Origin of the sequence: Pseudomonas sp. PDM24 (genome assembly GCF_019218905.1) — a bacterium.
GTDB lineage: Bacteria > Pseudomonadota > Gammaproteobacteria > Pseudomonadales > Pseudomonadaceae > Aquipseudomonas.
The window spans coordinates 372,612-389,920 of sequence record NZ_JAHUWR010000003.1; the positions used below are offsets into that span (position 1 = coordinate 372,612).

15 protein-coding genes are annotated in these 17,309 nt (G+C 59.2%); 10 read left to right on the forward strand and 5 right to left on the reverse strand.

Annotated elements, in window-relative coordinates; genetic code table 11:
• Nucleotides 1-2 precede the first annotated feature (2 nt).
• From tssH to KW837_RS13350, 5 genes are all read left to right on the forward strand, one after another.
• Nucleotides 3-2,546 (forward strand): type VI secretion system ATPase TssH, encoded by a 2,544-nt coding sequence (gene tssH / locus KW837_RS13330; protein ID WP_218396317.1) that lies wholly within the window; start codon nucleotides 3-5, stop codon nucleotides 2,544-2,546.
• Between the two features lie 78 nt (nucleotides 2,547-2,624).
• Nucleotides 2,625-3,119 carry a hypothetical protein gene (locus tag KW837_RS13335; RefSeq protein WP_218396319.1) on the forward strand — a complete coding sequence of 165 codons (495 nt, stop codon included), beginning with the start codon at nucleotides 2,625-2,627 and terminating at the stop codon, nucleotides 3,117-3,119.
• Nucleotides 3,120-3,153: 34 nt separating this feature from the next.
• The gene (locus tag KW837_RS13340; protein ID WP_218396322.1) at nucleotides 3,154-3,804 is read left to right on the forward strand and encodes an endonuclease/exonuclease/phosphatase family protein; all 651 of its coding nucleotides are present in this window, start codon (nucleotides 3,154-3,156) and stop codon (nucleotides 3,802-3,804) included.
• 10 nt (nucleotides 3,805-3,814) lie between these two features.
• A complete protein-coding gene (gene tssI, locus KW837_RS13345) occupies nucleotides 3,815-5,824 on the forward strand; it encodes a type VI secretion system tip protein VgrG (protein ID WP_218396326.1) in 2,010 nt (669 codons plus the stop codon).
• Nucleotides 5,825-5,836: 12 nt separating this feature from the next.
• Nucleotides 5,837-6,379, forward strand: coding sequence for a toxin-antitoxin system YwqK family antitoxin (locus tag KW837_RS13350; protein ID WP_218396328.1), 543 nt, complete (start codon nucleotides 5,837-5,839; stop codon nucleotides 6,377-6,379).
• 200 nt (nucleotides 6,380-6,579) lie between these two features.
• Here the strand turns inward: KW837_RS13350 and KW837_RS13355 are convergent, their stop codons facing one another.
• Entirely contained in the window at nucleotides 6,580-6,975 is a 396-nt protein-coding gene (locus KW837_RS13355; protein ID WP_218396331.1) for a DUF4280 domain-containing protein, read from the reverse strand.
• Nucleotides 6,976-7,165: 190 nt separating this feature from the next.
• On the opposite strand from KW837_RS13355, the gene KW837_RS13360 reads away from it, so the two are divergent.
• From KW837_RS13360 to KW837_RS13370, 3 genes are all read left to right on the forward strand, one after another.
• Nucleotides 7,166-8,233, forward strand: coding sequence for a phosphotransferase family protein (locus KW837_RS13360; RefSeq protein WP_218396334.1), 1,068 nt, complete (start codon nucleotides 7,166-7,168; stop codon nucleotides 8,231-8,233).
• A 24-nt stretch (nucleotides 8,234-8,257) separates the two neighbouring features.
• Nucleotides 8,258-9,025, forward strand: coding sequence for an SDR family oxidoreductase (locus KW837_RS13365; RefSeq protein WP_008009686.1), 768 nt, complete (start codon nucleotides 8,258-8,260; stop codon nucleotides 9,023-9,025).
• 191 nt (nucleotides 9,026-9,216) lie between these two features.
• Nucleotides 9,217-10,332: a Gfo/Idh/MocA family protein gene (locus KW837_RS13370; protein ID WP_218396336.1), complete on the forward strand. Its 1,116-nt coding sequence runs from the start codon at nucleotides 9,217-9,219 to the stop codon at nucleotides 10,330-10,332.
• Between the two features lie 627 nt (nucleotides 10,333-10,959).
• Here KW837_RS13370 and KW837_RS13375 read toward each other — a convergent pair.
• On the reverse strand, nucleotides 10,960-11,208 hold the full coding sequence (locus KW837_RS13375) for a DUF1652 domain-containing protein (protein ID WP_218396338.1): 249 nt from the start codon (nucleotides 11,206-11,208) through the stop codon (nucleotides 10,960-10,962).
• A gap of 193 nt (nucleotides 11,209-11,401) precedes the next feature.
• Nucleotides 11,402-12,898, reverse strand: coding sequence for a helix-turn-helix transcriptional regulator (locus KW837_RS13380; RefSeq protein ID WP_218396340.1), 1,497 nt, complete (start codon nucleotides 12,896-12,898; stop codon nucleotides 11,402-11,404).
• Nucleotides 12,899-13,065: 167 nt separating this feature from the next.
• Here KW837_RS13380 and KW837_RS13385 point away from each other — a divergent pair, with 167 nt between their 5' ends.
• Together KW837_RS13385 and KW837_RS13390 are read left to right on the forward strand one after the other, a co-directional pair.
• Nucleotides 13,066-13,500 carry a YeeE/YedE family protein gene (locus KW837_RS13385; protein ID WP_218396344.1) on the forward strand — a complete coding sequence of 145 codons (435 nt, stop codon included), beginning with the start codon at nucleotides 13,066-13,068 and terminating at the stop codon, nucleotides 13,498-13,500.
• Between the two features lie 2 nt (nucleotides 13,501-13,502).
• Entirely contained in the window at nucleotides 13,503-13,916 is a 414-nt protein-coding gene (locus KW837_RS13390; RefSeq protein ID WP_052964169.1) for a DUF6691 family protein, read from the forward strand.
• 41 nt (nucleotides 13,917-13,957) lie between these two features.
• Here the strand turns inward: KW837_RS13390 and KW837_RS13395 are convergent, their stop codons facing one another.
• Both KW837_RS13395 and KW837_RS13400 read right to left on the reverse strand, forming a co-directional pair.
• A complete protein-coding gene (locus tag KW837_RS13395; protein ID WP_218396347.1) occupies nucleotides 13,958-15,241 on the reverse strand; it encodes a Zn-dependent hydrolase in 1,284 nt (427 codons plus the stop codon).
• A 142-nt stretch (nucleotides 15,242-15,383) separates the two neighbouring features.
• The gene (locus KW837_RS13400) at nucleotides 15,384-16,868 is read right to left on the reverse strand and encodes an NCS1 family nucleobase:cation symporter-1 (protein ID WP_218396349.1); all 1,485 of its coding nucleotides are present in this window, start codon (nucleotides 16,866-16,868) and stop codon (nucleotides 15,384-15,386) included.
• Between the last annotated feature and the right edge of the window lie 441 nt (nucleotides 16,869-17,309).

Consider the following 17,309-nt stretch of genomic DNA (forward strand, 5'->3'; position numbering starts at 1 on the left):
ACATGGAACTGGCCAGCCTGATCGGACGCCTCAACCCGGACAACCGCCGCGCCCTCGAACGGGCCGCGCAACGCTGCCTGCAACGGGGTCATCATTACGTCGAAATCGAGCACCTGCTGCTTGAATTGCTGGACATCGAGGGCGGTGACTTCGCCTGGCTGCTGCCGCGCTTCGGCCTGGAGCGCGATGCCCTGACGGCGGAAATCAACAAGGCCCTGGAACTGTTCAAATCCGGCAGCACCCGCACCCCGGCGCTCTCGGCGCAAACCATCGGGCTGCTCGAAGACGCGGTGGTTCAGGCCAGTGTGCTCGGTCTCGACAGCATCCGTTCCGGCTTGCTGCTGCTGGCCTTGCTCGACCGCGATGAACGCCGCAGCCTGCTGCTCAATAGCGCCTCGTCGCTGTTGAAAATTCCGCGGGAAGCCTTGCGCAGCAACCTGCTGGAGTGGACCGAAAACTCTCGCGAACACGTCGGCGGCACGCGGCCTGTCAATGCCGGCAAGCCGCAGCCGAAACAGGATTCGGTGCTCGATCAGTTCACCCAGGACCTGACCGCCGACGCCCACGCCGGGCGCATCGACCCCATCGTCGGGCGCGACGGCGAGATTCGCCAGTGCATCGACATCCTGCTCAGGCGTCGGCAGAACAATCCGATCCTGGTCGGCGCACCGGGCGTGGGCAAGACGGCAGTGGTCGAAGGTCTGGCCCTGCGCATTGCTGCTGGCGATGTACCGCCGTCGTTGCAGGAAGTCAGTCTGCGGGTGCTCGACCTCGGTTTGTTGCAGGCCGGCGCCGGGGTCAAAGGCGAGTTCGAACAGCGGCTCAAAGGTGTAATTGACGCGGTGCGCAACGCCGACAAACCGATCATTCTATTCATCGACGAAGCCCACACCCTGATTGGCGCTGGCGGCGCGGAAGGCGGCAGCGACGCGGCCAACCTGCTCAAACCCGCGCTGGCCCGTGGCGAGTTGCGCACCCTGGCCGCCACGACCTGGCTTGAGTACAAAAAATACTTCGAGAAAGACCCGGCCCTCGCCCGCCGTTTTCAGTTGGTGCAAGTCGAGGAACCGGACGAAACCACCGCCGTGGAAATGCTCCGTGGGGTGGCCGCGAAACTGGAACAGCACCACGGCGTGCAGGTGCTGGACGCGGCGATTCACGAAGCGGTGAAACTGTCCCACCGCTACATCTCCGGGCGGCAATTGCCGGACAAGGCTATCAGCGTGCTCGACACCGCTTGCGCCCGGGTCGCCCTTGGCCAGCACGACGTGCCGCCACCGCTGGAAAGCCTGCGTCATCGCCAGCAAAGTCTCAAAGACGAAGTCGAACGCCTGCGTCGCGAACAAGCCACCGGGCTCGATCATCGTGAACGCATCACCCTGCTGGAAACCGAATCCGTCAGTAATGTGCAGTCCATTCGCGACATGGAAATCCGCTGGAACGAAGAACGGATCGCCGTGCGCGAACTGCTGGAAACCCGCCGCGAGTTACTCACCTTGAGCGAACGCGCCGACAACGAAAAACCGGACGAAGCCACCGACAGCCGTATCGATCATCTGGCTGCTGAACTGGTACGACTCGAGGCCGGTCTGGACGCCATTCGCCAGGACGATCCGCTGGTGCCGGAACAGGTCGACGCAAAAACCGTGGCCGCCGTCATCGCCGGCTGGACCGGAATTCCGGTGGGCAAAATGCTCGCCGACGAAGCCCACGCCGTACGCACCCTCGGCCAGCGCATGGGCCAACGGGTCATGGGCCAAAGCACCGCGCTGAACACCATCGCCCAACGCCTGCAAGCCTACCGCGCCGGCCTCACCGACCCGCAAAAACCAGTCGGCGTATTCCTGCTGGTCGGCCCCACGGGCGTGGGCAAAACCGAAACCGCTTATGCGTTGGCCGACGCGCTCTACGGCGGCGAACGCAACCTCATCAGTATCAACCTCTCGGAATACCAGGAAGCCCACACCGTCAGCCAACTCAAAGGCGCCCCGCCCGGCTACGTCGGTTACGGCAGCGGTGGCGTACTCACCGAAGCGGTGCGGCGAAAACCTTATTCGGTGGTGCTGCTGGATGAAATCGAAAAAGCCCATCCGGATGTGCTCGAAGCCTTTTACAACGTCTTCGACAAAGGCGTGATGGAAGACGGCACCGGATTGGTGGTGGACTTCAAAAACACCGTGATGCTCGCCACCAGCAATGTCGGTGCTGAACTGCTGCTCGACACACCGACCACGCAACTGGGCACCGATGCCTTCAACGAAGCGTTGCACAAAGTGCTGCTGAAAGCGTTTCGACCAGCGTTTCTCGCGCGCATGACGGTGGTGGCGTATCGGCCGCTGGATGAGACGACGCTGGAAGGGATTGTGTTGGCGAAACTGGAGAAATTGCGTGGACGGTATAAGGCCGCGACCGGGAAACAGTTTGAGTTTGATGCCGGGATAGTGCAGGCGGTGTTGGCCAAGTGCAGTGCTGCCGGGGCACGGGATGTCGAGAATGTGTTGATGACACAGGTGACGGGGAAGTTGGCGGAGTGGGTGTTGGAGTAAATGTCCTCATCCGGTTGTCCGGTGATCATGAAAGCGGGGCATTTGAATACTTTTTCTTTTACAGGAGTGACGAAAATCATGACTTATGCGCAATCCACACTCACGGCGGCAAGTATTTCCACACAAGATCCCTGGACGCCCATGGTGAACTCGATCATCAACACCGGAAAAATCTACGGCGAGGACGTGGAGGTAATTGGCGCAGTTGGCGGTACAGGGCTGGTGACTAGTACCCGCTCCGGGATGCTAGTGCTTGACGGTCTCAAGATCGGTCAGAACAGGGCTCATATATCCATTGTCCCCAATGACTCAGGGATGTGGACTTATTTCCATATCACGTTGGTAGGAGGAAAAAACAATGGCTCGATCTATTACCAGCTTGAAGTTGACGAAGACGAAGAGCTTGATGTTAAAACATCGTCAAAAAGCCTGATGAAAGAAGAAGGCAAGAAAGCAAAAATATCCGCAGCCACCCATACAATCACCTCCCAACCAGAGAACTTGCTGAGCGAGATAAAGATATTGATGCAAAAATTGATCAAGACAAATTTTTCAGTAGGTGAAGCGACCTAATTAAGCCATTCAGATGGGCGAAAGGAGTTATTACATGCTTACTTGTGTGACATGGAATACGCAAGGTAGTAATGCTGTTGAAGTGCATGTAGAAAAACTGCTCACCGACGGCGCCGACGTTATTTTTTTACAAGAGTCGGCCGAGTCGGGGGACGTTCAAGGATATACCTACGACTTTCAGGGACGCACAGGAACTTCCAGCAGGCCCGGGATTTTGTATGGCGGTACACGATCGCGCTGGCATGGCGGCTACCAGGGCGCTACCAGCGTACTTACTCGCCAGGGATTGGGTGCAACGGCATCGAATATCATCGTTCACCCGGACGGAGTGAGTCGAGGAGTCCTGTATACAACCATTGCCCGTGGGGGAGCGACGCTTTATTTATGTACCATTCATGCATGGTCGCCGACAGGAAATGACTGGGACCTGATAGCAGGAAATCTTATGGGTCGAATTATCGCGCTGGTAGGTGCCAATCCCGTCATTGTGGGAGGAGACTTCAATCAAGCTGCGGGAAGATCTGCTATTGGGGCATGGGCCATACCGGGTAGTTCGCACTTCGGCGGGGGCGCTCTGGATGGATTCTGGCTATATAACTTTGCCGCAGGAGCCGTTAACTCTTGCGGATTATATAGCTCAAGTAAAGGCGACCATTATCCCGCCTGGGCTCAAATAAACATATGAACAGATTCTAATGCCCCGTTCCATCGATACAACTACCAGCCTTTCCCTGACCGCCTCATCGTTAGCGGCACTTTATCCTGAGTCCGTTTCCGGCGAGGAAACCCTCAACGGCCTCGGCAGGCAGACCTTGAATGGCCTCAATGACGGCACCTCATTAACCCTGACCACCGCCATCGCCACCCACCTCACCACCACCCTGCACAACGACGCCCTGACCCGCCCGATGGATGCGCTGGTCGCCGAAATCCGCCAACTCCCCGCCGACGCCACCGCCGAACGCTATCAGCTTGTTTTAAGGCCATGGCTCTGGTGGCTGACCCTGGCCAGCAACAACCGGGTATTCCAGAACCTCAGTACCTCAGACATCGTCATCACAATTTTTAAAGCCCACGGTTTCACCGATTTCAAGCTGTCGTTGAGCGGCACTTACACCCCGCGCGAGTACTGCGTGCAGTACGGCGAAACCGATTTCGCCTTCGTTTCACGGTTGCTGGAAGAGGAAGGGATTTTCTGGTTTTTCACCCATGAGGACGGCAAGCACACCCTGGTGTTGGGTGACAGCAACGACGCCTTCCCGCAGATTCCCAACGGTCCGAAGCTCACCTACCTCGGCCAGCAAATGGGTGAGCGAGAACTGCACGGCATTCGCTCCGGCCAGGTCTGCGTACAGGCGGTGGCCGGGGTGTATCAGGCGACGGATTACGAGTTCACCACCCCGACCACCTCGCTCTACAGCCAGGCCGAAGCAGTCGCCGGGCCACGGTCGATGTATGAGCACCCCGGTAGCTACAACGCCAAAGCGCGCGGCGATGCGCTGACCAAGCAGCGTGTCGATGGATTGCGCAGTCAGGAGAAGCGTTTTGTCGGTGAAAGCGACTGCCGCTGGCTGGTGCCGGGGCACTGGTTCACTCTCGCAGGGCACGATGATTCGACGTTGAATATCGATTGGGTGGTAACGGCGGTGACTCACGAAGCCAGCCATGACAGTTATCGTAATCGCTTCGAAGCCATCCCCAAGGCCACGCCTTACCGTCCGACGCGAATCACACCCAAGCCACGCATGCACACGCAAACGGCAATCGTCGTCGGCAAGTCCGGCGAAGAAATCTGGACCGACGAATACGGCCGGATCAAGTTGCAGTTCCCGTGGGATCGCGACGGCAAGAACGACGAAGCCAGTTCCTGCTGGGTGCGGGTGGTGTTGCCCTGGAGCGGCAAAGGTTTTGGCATGCAGTTCGTGCCACGGATCGGCCAGGAAGTGATCGTGACGTTTATCGATGGCGATCCCGATCGACCGCTGGTGACGGGTTGCGTCTACAACGGTGACAACGCCCTGCCTTATGCGCTGCCAGCGAATCAGACCCAGTCCGGGATCAAGACCCAATCGTCCAAGGGCGGTGGCGGTTTCAACGAGCTGCGATTCGAGGACAAGAAGGACGCCGAAGAAGTGTTTCTCCAGGCGCAAAAAGATCTGAAGATCAACGTGCTCAACGACACCACCGCCACCGTCGGTCATGACGAAACCCTGACCGTACAGAACGCCCGTACGCGCACGGTGAAGGAAGGCGACGAGACCGTGACCCTGGAGAAAGGCAAACGCAGCGTGACCATCCAGACGGGCAGTGACACTCTCGATGTGAAGGACAGTCGCACGGTGACCGTGGGCGCGGACCAGACCCACAGCACCGGTGGCAACTACACGCACAAGGTCACCGGCGATTACAGCCTGACGGTGGACGGCAATTTGACCATCAAGGTGACCGGTACCCTGACCCTGCAAAGCGGCGGCAGTTTTGCGATCAAGAGTGGCGCTGATCTGGCAGCCCAGGCCAGCACCTCGATCAGCCAGAAGGCCGGTACGTCCCTGAGCAATCAGGCGGGGACCTCGTTGGAGAACAAGGCCGGCACGACCATGACCAACGATGCCGGGATCAGCCTGACCAACAAAGGCGCCGCTTCGCAGACCGTGGACGGTGGCGGCATGCTGACCATCAAGGGTGGTCTGGTGCAGGTCAACTGACAAGGAGAACCCATGGCCATCACGCCGCTGGACTTGCAGCAGAACGATAAACAGCTCAAAGGTCGCTTGCTCGATGGCCAGCTCGACGGTGCACTGCACATCAAGGATGACGGTCGCGCGCAGGCCGATTTGCAGTACAGCCAGGGCGAGCTACAAGGCACTACCCTGCTTTACCACCCCAATGGCAAGGTCTCGGCGCAGCTGCCGTTTGCTCGTGACAAGCTGCAGGGGGTCGCGAGTTTCTATGCGCCGCAAGGCTGGCTGCAGCGCAAGGCGACTTACCGCCGAGGGCTGCTGCATGGCGAGGCGTTCAATTACTTTCCCGACGGGCAACTGGCGGAGGCGGAGTTCTACCGCGATGGTGTGCGCGAGGGGCGGTATCAGCGCTTTCATCCCAACGGCAAACCCGCCGTCGAGGCTCGATATCTCAATGGTCTGTTACTGGAACCGGAACAGGGTTTTGCCAGCGATGGGCGACCGCTGGATGCCGAGGGCAAGCCGATTTCGAGGGTGCGCTGGTGGTTCAGGCGCTGGAGTGATCCCGCCGAGGCCTGAGCCTGTTGTGGTGACTGTCATGGCCACATCGCGAGCAGGCTCGCACACAGGGGATTTCGGTTGAACACAGTTTTGTGTACGACTGACATCCAAATGTGGGAGCGGGCTTGCTCGCGAAGAGGCCGGCACATTCAACATCGATGTTGCCTGACACGCCGTCTTCGCGAGCAAGCCCGCTCCCACAGTTTGATCGTGTGCGGTCAGGGAATGAGCATCTGCATTTGCCCCGGCATCACGATTTTTATCACCCCTGCCCAATTGCACATCAGCGTGCTGTTGGCATCGATGGCCGGCATGCCGCCCAGCAGCAGGGTCGGCGCGCCGCCGGGGATCCACGGGGTGGCGGTGGCCGGAATGCAGGGCATCGGCGTCAATACGCCAAGCGCTGCGGCAGTGGCGGCCGCGACCATCGGGTTGGCCATGCTCATGCACGTGCCGAACGGCATGATGTTGACCAGCGGAATGTGATCCATGATGTTCGCCGCCGGCATGCCCCCGGTCATTGTGCGGTTCACCGGCAGCACGTTGAGTACCGCTGGCGCTGCGCCAAAACTGCATTGCAGAGTCGCGGTGGCGCAAACTTGCGGACAGCCCATGTCGAATCTCCTTCCTGGAAGCGACGCTCCCCTGAAACCATAGTCCGCCGAGCCCGTTCGCGCACATCAGGAACGCTGATTATCCGGCAACACGCTAACCTATAAGACCGTGCCGCGCTTGTGGCCACCCCGGCGCACCATTAGATTAGTCAATGATGTCTGGCCTCCAAAATAAGCAGAAGGGATAAGCATGGCGCTTACTGACCAGTCCACCCGTATCCGCTCCGGCGAAGAACTCGATGCCAGCCTGATCGATCCATACCTCAAGGCGCACATTCCGGGCCTGAGCGGCTTACCGAAAATCAGCCAGTTTCCGGGCGGTGCGTCGAACCTGACTTACCTGCTGGAATACCCCGAACAGGAATTCGTCCTGCGTCGGCCACCGTTCGGCCACAAGGCCAAGTCCGCCCACGACATGGGCCGCGAATTTCGCATTCTCAATCAGCTGCGGGACGGCTTTCCCTATTGCCCCAAAGCCTATGTGCACTGCACCGACGAGTCAGTAATTGGCGCCGAGTTTTATGTGATGGAACGAGTCAAGGGGATCATCCTGCGCTCCGAACTACCACCGGAACTAGGCCTTGATTCAGCGAAGACCGAAACCCTGTGCAAGAGCTTCATCGACAAGTTCGTGGAACTGCACCGGGTCGACTACAAGGCCTATGGCCTGGGCGACCTCGGAAAACCCGAAGGCTATGTGGCACGGCAAATCAAAGGCTGGAGCGAGCGCTACGAAAAAGCCCTGACACCGGATGCACCGAAGTGGGAAGCAGTGAAGGCCTGGCTCAATGACAAGATGCCGGCCGATCACCCGACGTCGAGCATCGTCCACAACGATTACCGCTTCGACAACGTGATCCTCGACCCCGAGAATCCGATGCAGATCATCGGCGTGCTGGACTGGGAACTGACCACCCTCGGCGACCCGCTGATGGACCTGGGCAACACCCTCGCCTACTGGATCGAAGCCGACGACCCGGCGCCGGTGCAATTGATGCGGCGTCAGCCGAGCCACGCTCCCGGCATGCTGACCCGCCGTGAATTCGTCGATTACTACGCCGAACGCGCGGGCATCCAGATCGACAATTTCGACTTCTACTACACCTACGGCCTGTTCCGCCTGGCCGGCATCGTGCAGCAGATCTACTACCGCTTCTTCCATGGTCAGACCCAGGACAAACGCTTCGCGCAGTTCATTCACATGAACAAACTGCTGGAGCAGATGAGCCTGCAAGTCATTGATAAATCCAGCCTCTGATCGCGCCCATAACAAGGAAAAATCATGTCCAAGACTCAGTTGTTCGACCTCGACGGCAAGATCGCTTTCGTCTCCGGCGCCAGCCGCGGCATTGGTGAAGCCATCGCCAAACTGCTGGCGCAGCAAGGTGCCCACGTCATCGTTTCGAGCCGCAAACTCGACGGCTGCCAGCACGTCGCCGACGCGATCATCGCCGCTGGCGGCAAGGCCACGGCAGTCGCCTGCCACATCGGTGAGATGGAGCAGATCACCCAAGTCTTCGCCGGCATCCGCGAACAGTTCGGGCGCCTGGACATTCTGGTCAACAACGCGGCGACCAACCCGCAGTTCTGCAACGTACTGGACACCGACCTGAGCGCCTTCCAGAAAACCGTCGACGTGAACATTCGCGGCTACTTCTTCATGTCGGTGGAAGCCGGCAAGCTGATGCGCGAACACGGCGGCGGCAGCATCATCAACGTCGCCTCAATCAATGGTATTTCGCCGGGGATCTTCCAGGGCATCTACTCAGTGACCAAGGCGGCGGTGATCAACATGACCAAAGTCTTCGCCAAGGAATGCGCGCAATTCGGCATCCGATGCAACGCCCTGCTACCGGGTCTGACCGACACCAAGTTCGCTTCGGCGCTGGTAAAGAACGACGCCATCCTGAAAACCGCGCTGCAGCAGATTCCGCTCAAGCGTGTAGCGGACCCGAGTGAAATGGCCGGTGCGGTGTTGTACCTGGCCAGTGATGCGTCGAGCTACACGACTGGGGTTTCGTTGAATGTGGATGGTGGGTTCCTGTCCTGATTGAGTTCTGCGAGTAAACCGAAGGCAGCCATTTGTTTCTCACGTGAGCACACCAGCTCCTACAGCGAGATTGGTGTTTGCACAGGCAGTGCCGGACCCAAGATAAGAATATTTATTCTACCATTTGCATACTGGGAATATTTATTCCATAAATAGCCCTCCTGAAAATAAAAACCCAAAGGACCCCGGCTATGCGCGAACTCGGTATCGGACTTATCGGCACAGGTTTCATGGGCCGCGCCCACGCCTTGGCCTTTCGCAACGTCAGCGCCGTTTTTGAATTGCCGCTGAAGCTCAAACTCGCCGCCCTCGCCGACGCCGATCCGCAGCGAGCCCGACATTGCGCCGACGCGTGGGGCTTCGATGCCGCTCACAGTGACTGGCAACAGCTGATCAACGACCCCAAGGTCAATCTGATCGCCATCACCACCCCCAATCATTTGCACTACCCCATGGCCATGGCCGCCCTCGCCGCCGGCAAGCCGGTGTACTGCGAAAAACCGCTGGCGGTGAACCTCGAACAGGCCAGCGCCATGCGTCTGGCCGCTAAAGCTGCGGGCGTGGTGACGCGGGTCGGCTACAACTACCAGCACAATCCGATCATCGGCCTCGCTCGGGATTTGATTCAAAGCGGAGCGTTGGGACAGATCATCAGTTTCCAGGGCGAATTCAGCGAAGACTTCATGGCCGATCCCGTTTCACCCTGGTCCTGGCGCTGTGACGCCGATTACGCCGGCGGTGCCTTGGCGGACCTGGGCAGTCACTTGCTGGCCATGGCTCGTCATCTGCTGGGCGATATTCAGGCGGTGTGCGCGGATACCCAGACCGTTCATGCGCAACGCCCCGTTACGTTGGGCGGTCAGGAACGACGCGAGGTCGCGGTTGACGATCAGGTCCACGCGTTGCTGCGGTTCGCCAACGGCGCGCGCGGGACGTTCAGCAGCAGTTGGCTCAAACACGGTTACAAGAATCACCTGAGTTTTGAAATCAGCGGCACCCGGGGCACCCTGGCGTTCGATCAGGAGCGCTTGAATGAACTGCGGATGTTTCGCGCAGGGCAAGGCGGTTTTCAACGGCTATTGGCAGGGCCGGATTTACCGGGTTATGCCGCTTTCAGCCCGGCACCGGGGCATCAGTTGGGTTACAACGAACTCAAGACTCTGGAAGTGCATGAGTTGGTGATGGCGCTGGCCGGCCTCGGTCAGGACGGGACAGATTTCGAGCAGGCATGGGAAGTCGAACGCCTGGCGACAGCGATTCGTTTGGCGGCCCACGAATCGCGTTGGGTCAGGATCGAGGAAGTCTGAAACGCCGCTCGGGCGACACCCGCCAGTCGCAGAGGGCCACTGGCGGTAAACGCCATTAACCGGAGCAAACTTACTGAGTGACGCAACGGGTCAGGGTCGTGGTCCGCGTCACCTGCCCTTCTGCCCTCATATCACCCTGCACATCGGTGTTTTCGGAGGTCTGACAGGTACGAACCGGTGGTGGTGGCGGCGCAGCGGGTGGTGGAGGTGGCGGACTGGCACATCCACCCAGAATCGCCGCGCAGAGTACGAGCGACAGTGGCGAAAAAATACGTATCCCAAGACTGTTCATAGGTTGACCCGCGGTAAGTAATCGACATTTTCCGCGACACAAAAACCACACCGCCTACCTGCGGCCCCGTCACAGAAAAGAAATACCTCGCATTCCTTATAGCCCAGCCACCCGCCAATGCCAGAAAAACAGCGGATAGACTGGCCGTTATCGCAGGAATGGATATGCACACCATCAAAAATCCCGATTGCCTGACAAATAGCTATCGCGAGCAGGCTCGCTCCCACCGTTTGAACCGCGTACATCAGCGGGAAATTTATAGGCTATAAGGCCGTCTTCGCGGGCAAGCCTCGCTCCTACAGTACATCCGTGAGACACGAATTACTGGCCAGCGCCTACATCGCACTGGACCGATGCAGACCAATGTTCTCAAGCTCGTATCGCAACTCTTCAATCAACGCCGTCAACGCCTCCGGCGTCCTGAGATTCGCCATGCTCAACCCGCTGACCACCAGATCCACCTGCCCCGTCGCCGGATGATATAGCTTCACCGTCAACGAATTATCCCCGGTGAGCGCGCACTCACAGGCCAACGGCGAAAAACTCCGCTCCAGTTGCATACGCAATTGCGCCAGATGATTCATCCCGATTCACCTTGGCGACGACCTGAAATCGACTCCACGCTTGAACTGTTCGCACCCATGTGGCTGTTCCTTTAGCTGCATTGAAGAAAATGCGATACCGACCCGAAGTCACGTATCGCACCCTCACAGACTAGAAAAACCAGCCCCTGAGCAGAACATCAAATTGCACCATCACAACTAGTGCATTTGCATCTTAACGTCGCCCCTTGGGCCGCCTCTCGCTGGAGAACAGACCCCGTTCGCGAGCCCATACAATCGCCTCGCTGCGGCTGTGCACGTCGAGTTTGGAATACACCGTCGAAACATGATTGCGCACCGTATTAGGCGCCAGTTTCAGGCGTGCGGCGATTTCCTTGTCGGCCAGGCCTTCACAGATCAAGCCGAGCACATCGCGCTCTCGCGCGGTCAGTTCGGTGAACGACACAGTGGGCAACTGCGGTGAATTGACGTTCTTCACGTTGGCGAGTTTTTCGATCAGCGTGCGGCTGAACCAGGAGGCATCTTTCATCACCTCTTCAATGGCTGACACCAGTTCCAGCTCGGTGCGTTTGCGCTCCGTAATGTCCATCAACACCAGCAGGTAGCAAGTGCCACCCTGAATGTTCACGGTGTCTGCCGAGACGGCGCAATCGATCAGCCCGGCATCCTTGCGGCGTACCCTGACATCGATGCGATCCACACTCCCGGTTTTCTCCAGGGCCGCAAACAGTCGCGTGCGAGCGCCTGCGTCATCGATGAAACCGAGTTGCGCCACGGTCTTGCCGAGCACCTCTTCACTCGGGCACTCGAGGGTATCGAGAAACGCTTCGTTGACATCCATCACCACTTGATCGTCGGCGCTGCACACCAGGATCGGCACCGGGGTGAGGCGAAAGGCTTTGGCAAACCGTTCCTCACTCTGGCGCAGGGCTATTTCAGCCTTGTGCCGCAGTTCCATGTCGACAAAGGAAAACAGCATGCAAGCTTCGTCGTTGAGCTCCAGCGGTTGCCCGGCAACGATTACCTGTTTGCTGCCACCGTCGGGCAATTGCAGTTCGGCCTGCATCTGCGGAATGGTTGCCCCATCACGCAAACGCTGCTTGGCCAGGTCCTTGTTTTCAGCGCGCTCCAGCACATCCAGCTCATAGGTCGAAGCGCCGATCACCTGATCGCGGGCATAACCGGTCATGTCCAGGAAGCCCTGGTTGACTTTGATGTAACGCAAATCGCTGAGGCGACAGATCACCGCCGGGGCCGGGTTGGCATTGAAGGTCTTTTCGAAACGCTGCTCGGCGCTGGCCCATTCGGTGACGTCATTCATGATCAGCACCAACGACTCCGGCTCGCCGGCATGGTCGGCCAGCACCATGCTGCGCACGCTATGGACCCAGGTGCGCTCGTCGTTTTCGACTGGCGTCAATTCAACCAGTACATCGTTGAACATCTCGCCGCGGGCAACGCGGCTGATCGGATAATTCTCCGTCGCCACCGGGTGATTGTTGCGATAGCGCAAGGCAAACCGCTTCGCGTACTCCTTGGCATTGGCCCCCAGCTCACCGATCCGACTGACACCGTGCATGGTCAGCGCGGCGTCGTTGGCCCAGAGGATCGTCTGGTCGAGCTCCAGCAGAATCACCCCGTCGGACAGGCCGGCGATGATCTGCTGCAACTGGCGGCGATTGGTTTCGGTGGTCAGGACGTCCTGGCTCATTGGAACTCCACGATTGCGGCGGCAGTCATGCGCCGCACTATGAAGATTACGACCGCGGGCGGTTGGGATAGTGCAAAGCCCGACAGAAGCTGCCCTCCCAAAGTAGCCCTATGCCCAATACGGAAAGAGTGCTTTAGTGCCGCTCTTTGCCTATCTGGAGAGTTGCCATGACGTTTGATTCTCTGCATTTCACCCCCTGGTCCGCCCTCGCGGGCGGAGCGCTGATCGGCCTGGCCGCCAGCGTCATGGTAGTGGCCAACGGACGCGTTGCCGGGATCAGCGGGCTGCTAGGCAGTCTGCTTGAGGGTAATGATTCGGGACGGGGCGAAAAAGCTCTATTCCTGCTCGGACTATTGGCCGCGCCGTTGTTGTGGGCGTTGTTTCATGTGTGGCCGGCCATCGAATTCAAAACCGGTGCCGTGGGTCTGATCATTGCCGGATTGTGCGTCGGCGTCGGCACTCGTTATGGCTCCGGATGCACCAGTGGCCACGGCGTGTGCGGTATCTCGCGCCTGTCACCGCGCTCCATTGCCGCCACCTTAAGCTTCATGTTCGCCGGCTTCGTGACGGTGTTCGTCCTGCGTCATCAGCTGGGGTATTGAACATGCGCAAACTGACCGCTTTCCTCGCCGGCCTGCTGTTTGGCATCGGCCTGTTGCTGGCCGGCATGGCAAACCCGGCCAAAGTACTGGGCTTTCTGGACATTACCGGTGTGTGGGATCCCTCCCTGGCGCTGGTCATGATCGGGGCCATTGCCGTGGCCTGGGGGCCGTTTCATTGGGCCATGAAACAACCAACGTCCTTGTTGGGGGCGCCTATGCAGTTGCCAATCAGCCGTGAGCTGGATCGGCGCCTGATCGGTGGCAGCCTGCTATTCGGAGTCGGTTGGGGCATTGCCGGCATCTGTCCCGGCCCGGCGCTGGTGTTGCTACCAACGGGCCACTGGCAGGCCTGGGTTTTCGTCATCGCCATGCTGGCGGGGATGCTGATGTTCAAAGCGTTGCAAACCCGCCGTTGAGCATCCCGCCAACACAATGAGGCTATCGAACAACCGATGCCTCAAGCCGCTTGCTTGCCACTGGCAATCGCCTCCGAAGCCGCCAGCATTGCCCGCAACAACACCGCACACCCGGCGGCGAGGTCATCCGGCGCGGCGTTTTCGATTTCGTTGTGGCTGATGCCGCCCTCGCAGGGCACGAAGATCATCCCGGCCGGGCCAAGTTCGGCGAGGAAGATCGCGTCGTGCCCTGCACCGCTGACGATGTCCATGTGCGATAAACCCAACCCTTGCGCCGCGCCGCGTACCGCTTCGACGCAACCCTTGTCGAAGTACAGCGGCGGGAAGTCGGCGGTGGGGGTCAGTTCGAACGTCAGGCCGTGTTCCTCGCAGGTGGTTTCGATGACTTCGCGAACTTCGGCGATCATTGAATCGAGTCGCGCCGGCTCCAGATGACGAAAATCCAGGGTCATGCGCACTTCGCCAGGAATCACGTTGCGCGAGCCGGGGTAGGCTTGCAGGCAGCCGACGGTGCCGCAGGCGTGGGGTTGATGGCCGAGGGCGGCGCGATTGACCGCGCCGACGATCACCGAGGCGCCGACCAGAGCGTCCTTGCGCAGGTGCATCGGCGTCGGACCGGCATGGGCTTCGACGCCGCGCAGTTTCAGGTCGAACCATTTCTGCCCGAGGGCGCCCATCACGACACCGATGGTTTTGCGCTCATCCTCAAGAATCGGGCCTTGCTCGATGTGAGCTTCGAAATACGCGCCTACGGCATGGCCGCTGACCTTGCGCGGTCCGGCATAGCCAATGGCGTTCAGGGCTTCGCCGACGGTCACGCCCTCGGCATCGACCTTGGCCAGGGTTTCTTCGAGGGTGAATTTTTCCGCGAACACGCCGGAGCCCATCATGCAGGGAGCGAAGCGCGAGCCTTCTTCGTTGGTCCAGACCACCACTTCCAGCGGCGCTTCGGTTTCCACACCCAGGTCATTGAGGGTGCGCAAGACTTCGACCCCGGCCAGCACGCCGAAGCAGCCGTCGAACTTGCCGCCAGTGGGTTGGGTGTCGATGTGGCTGCCGGTCATTACCGGCGGCAGATTCGGATTGCGGCCAGGCCGACGGGCGAAGATATTGCCGACGGCGTCAATGCTGACGGTGCAGCCGGCTTCCTCGCACCAGTTCACGAAGATGTCCCGGGCCTGGCGGTCGAGGTCGGTCAGGGCCAGCCGGCAGACGCCGCCCTTGACCGTGGCACCGAGTTTGGCCAGGTCCATGAGCGACTGCCACAGACGGTCGCGGTTGATGTGCTGATGGGTGGACTGCAGAACGTCTATGGCAGCGTTCATGGTGATCTCCTCAGGCAGTTGTTATAGGGTTTCTTCAGGCGAATTTTTGGTGTCTTTGAGGCCGCCTTCGCGAGCAAGCCCGCTCCCACAGGGGAATGCATTCCAAATGTGGGAGCGGGCTTGCTCGCGAAGAGGCCATCCCTCACACCGCCGATTTCACAGCAGTAGGACTCGGCCGCATCACGCTCAACCCGTAATAAATCAACCCACCAAGGGCCGAGCCAGTGAACCAGCCGTAGCTGTAGAACCAGCTGAACGCATCGCTGCCCAGCGACAGCAGCGTCAACGCCACCGGCACGCCGAACGCGATAAAACCGAACCAGTTCCACGCCGGATAAACGTCATCGCGGTAAAGTCCGGCCAAATCCAGTTGCTGTTTCTTGATCAGGAAATAGTCCACCACCATGATCCCGGCTATCGGGCCCAGCAGGCTTGAATAGCCCAGCAACCAGTTGGAATACACCGTCTCCAGGCTCAAATCCGAGACGATCAGCCCCAGTTTTTTCAACAATTCATGAGCCATCAGCGCCAACCCGACCAAACCCGTGAGCATCACCGCTTTGGTGCGGTTGATGACCTTGGGCGCGACGTTCTGGAAGTCATTGGTCGGCGAAACAATGTTGGCCGCGGTGTTGGTCGACAACGTGGCGATGATGATCAGCGCCATGGCCAGGGCGACCCACACCGGGCTCTGGATATGGCCGATCAGGGTGACCGGATCAGAGACAGTGACGCCCACCAGTTTTACCGAAGCGGCTGTCATCACCACTCCAAGGGAGGCGAACAGGAACATGGTCAGGGGCAAGCCGATAATCTGCCCGACGATCTGATCCTTCTGGCTTTTCGCGTAGCGGCTGAAGTCTGGAATGTTCAGCGACAAGGTGGCCCAGAACCCGACCATCGCGGTGAGCCCGGCGGCAAAGTAACTGACCACACTGGCCCCTTCCGGACGCTTGGCCGGGATCGCCATCAATTCAGTCATCGATACGTTCGGCATCGCCCACACCAGCAGCCCCACGCCCACCAGCACCAACAACGGCGCCGAGAGGGTTTCCAGCCATTTGATCGAGTCCGCGCCGCGAATCACCACCCACAGGTTCAAGGCCCAGAACAGCATGAAGCCGATCACTTCACCGGTGCCGCCGAGGGCTTTCCAGCCATCGAACACCGAACCGAGAAACAGGTGAATCGCCAGCCCGCCGAACATCGTCTGGATGCCGAACCAGCCGCAGGCCACCAGGGCACGAATCAGACACGGAATGTTGGAACCGAGGATGCCGAAGGATGAGCGCAGCAACACCGGAAACGGAATGCCGTACTTGGTGCCGGGGAAGGCGTTCAGGGTCAGCGGGATCAGCACGATGATGTTGGCAAACAGAATCGCCAGCAGCGCTTCACCGACGCTCAGGCCGAAATAAGCGGTGAGCACGCCGCCGAGGGTGTAGGTCGGCACGCAGATCGCCATGCCGACCCATAACGCGGTGATGTGCCATTTGTTCCAGGTTCGTTCGCGCACCTTGGTCGGTGCCATGTCGTGGTTGTAACGGGGACTGTCAAGCACGTCGCTGCCGGCTTCGAGCTCAAACAAGCCGTCGCGCTCGGTCACTTGCGATCTGATCTGTTGCATGGCCGCTCCACTGTTCTTTTGATTATTTTTGCTCATCAGGGGCTGGCGCAAAGTGCGCAAGCCCGACGATGGCCGGAGAAACTGACAACTTTCATGGACCGGCCAAGGTGTCAGCGGCGGCATCAATAAACGTGCCGGGTGCCCCGCTTACGCATCGGGCAGAGCCATGAAATTTCGCTAACCAACTGATGTTAATCAGCTTTATTTATCCAACTATTGAATCCGCGGTGTGTTGCCATGCCACTCAGGCCGAATGTCAGGCAAGTTGTCCGAACAGTCAGGACTCAATCTGGTGCGTCGATCTTTTTTGAAAGATTGCGCATCAACCATAGACCATCCTCAAGCGGCTGATTTCACATAGAAAATCTTGACCATATTTCGAACCTGTCAAGTGCGTCAAAATGGTGAGAGGCCTCACCATTTTGGTGATTTTCAGTTTTT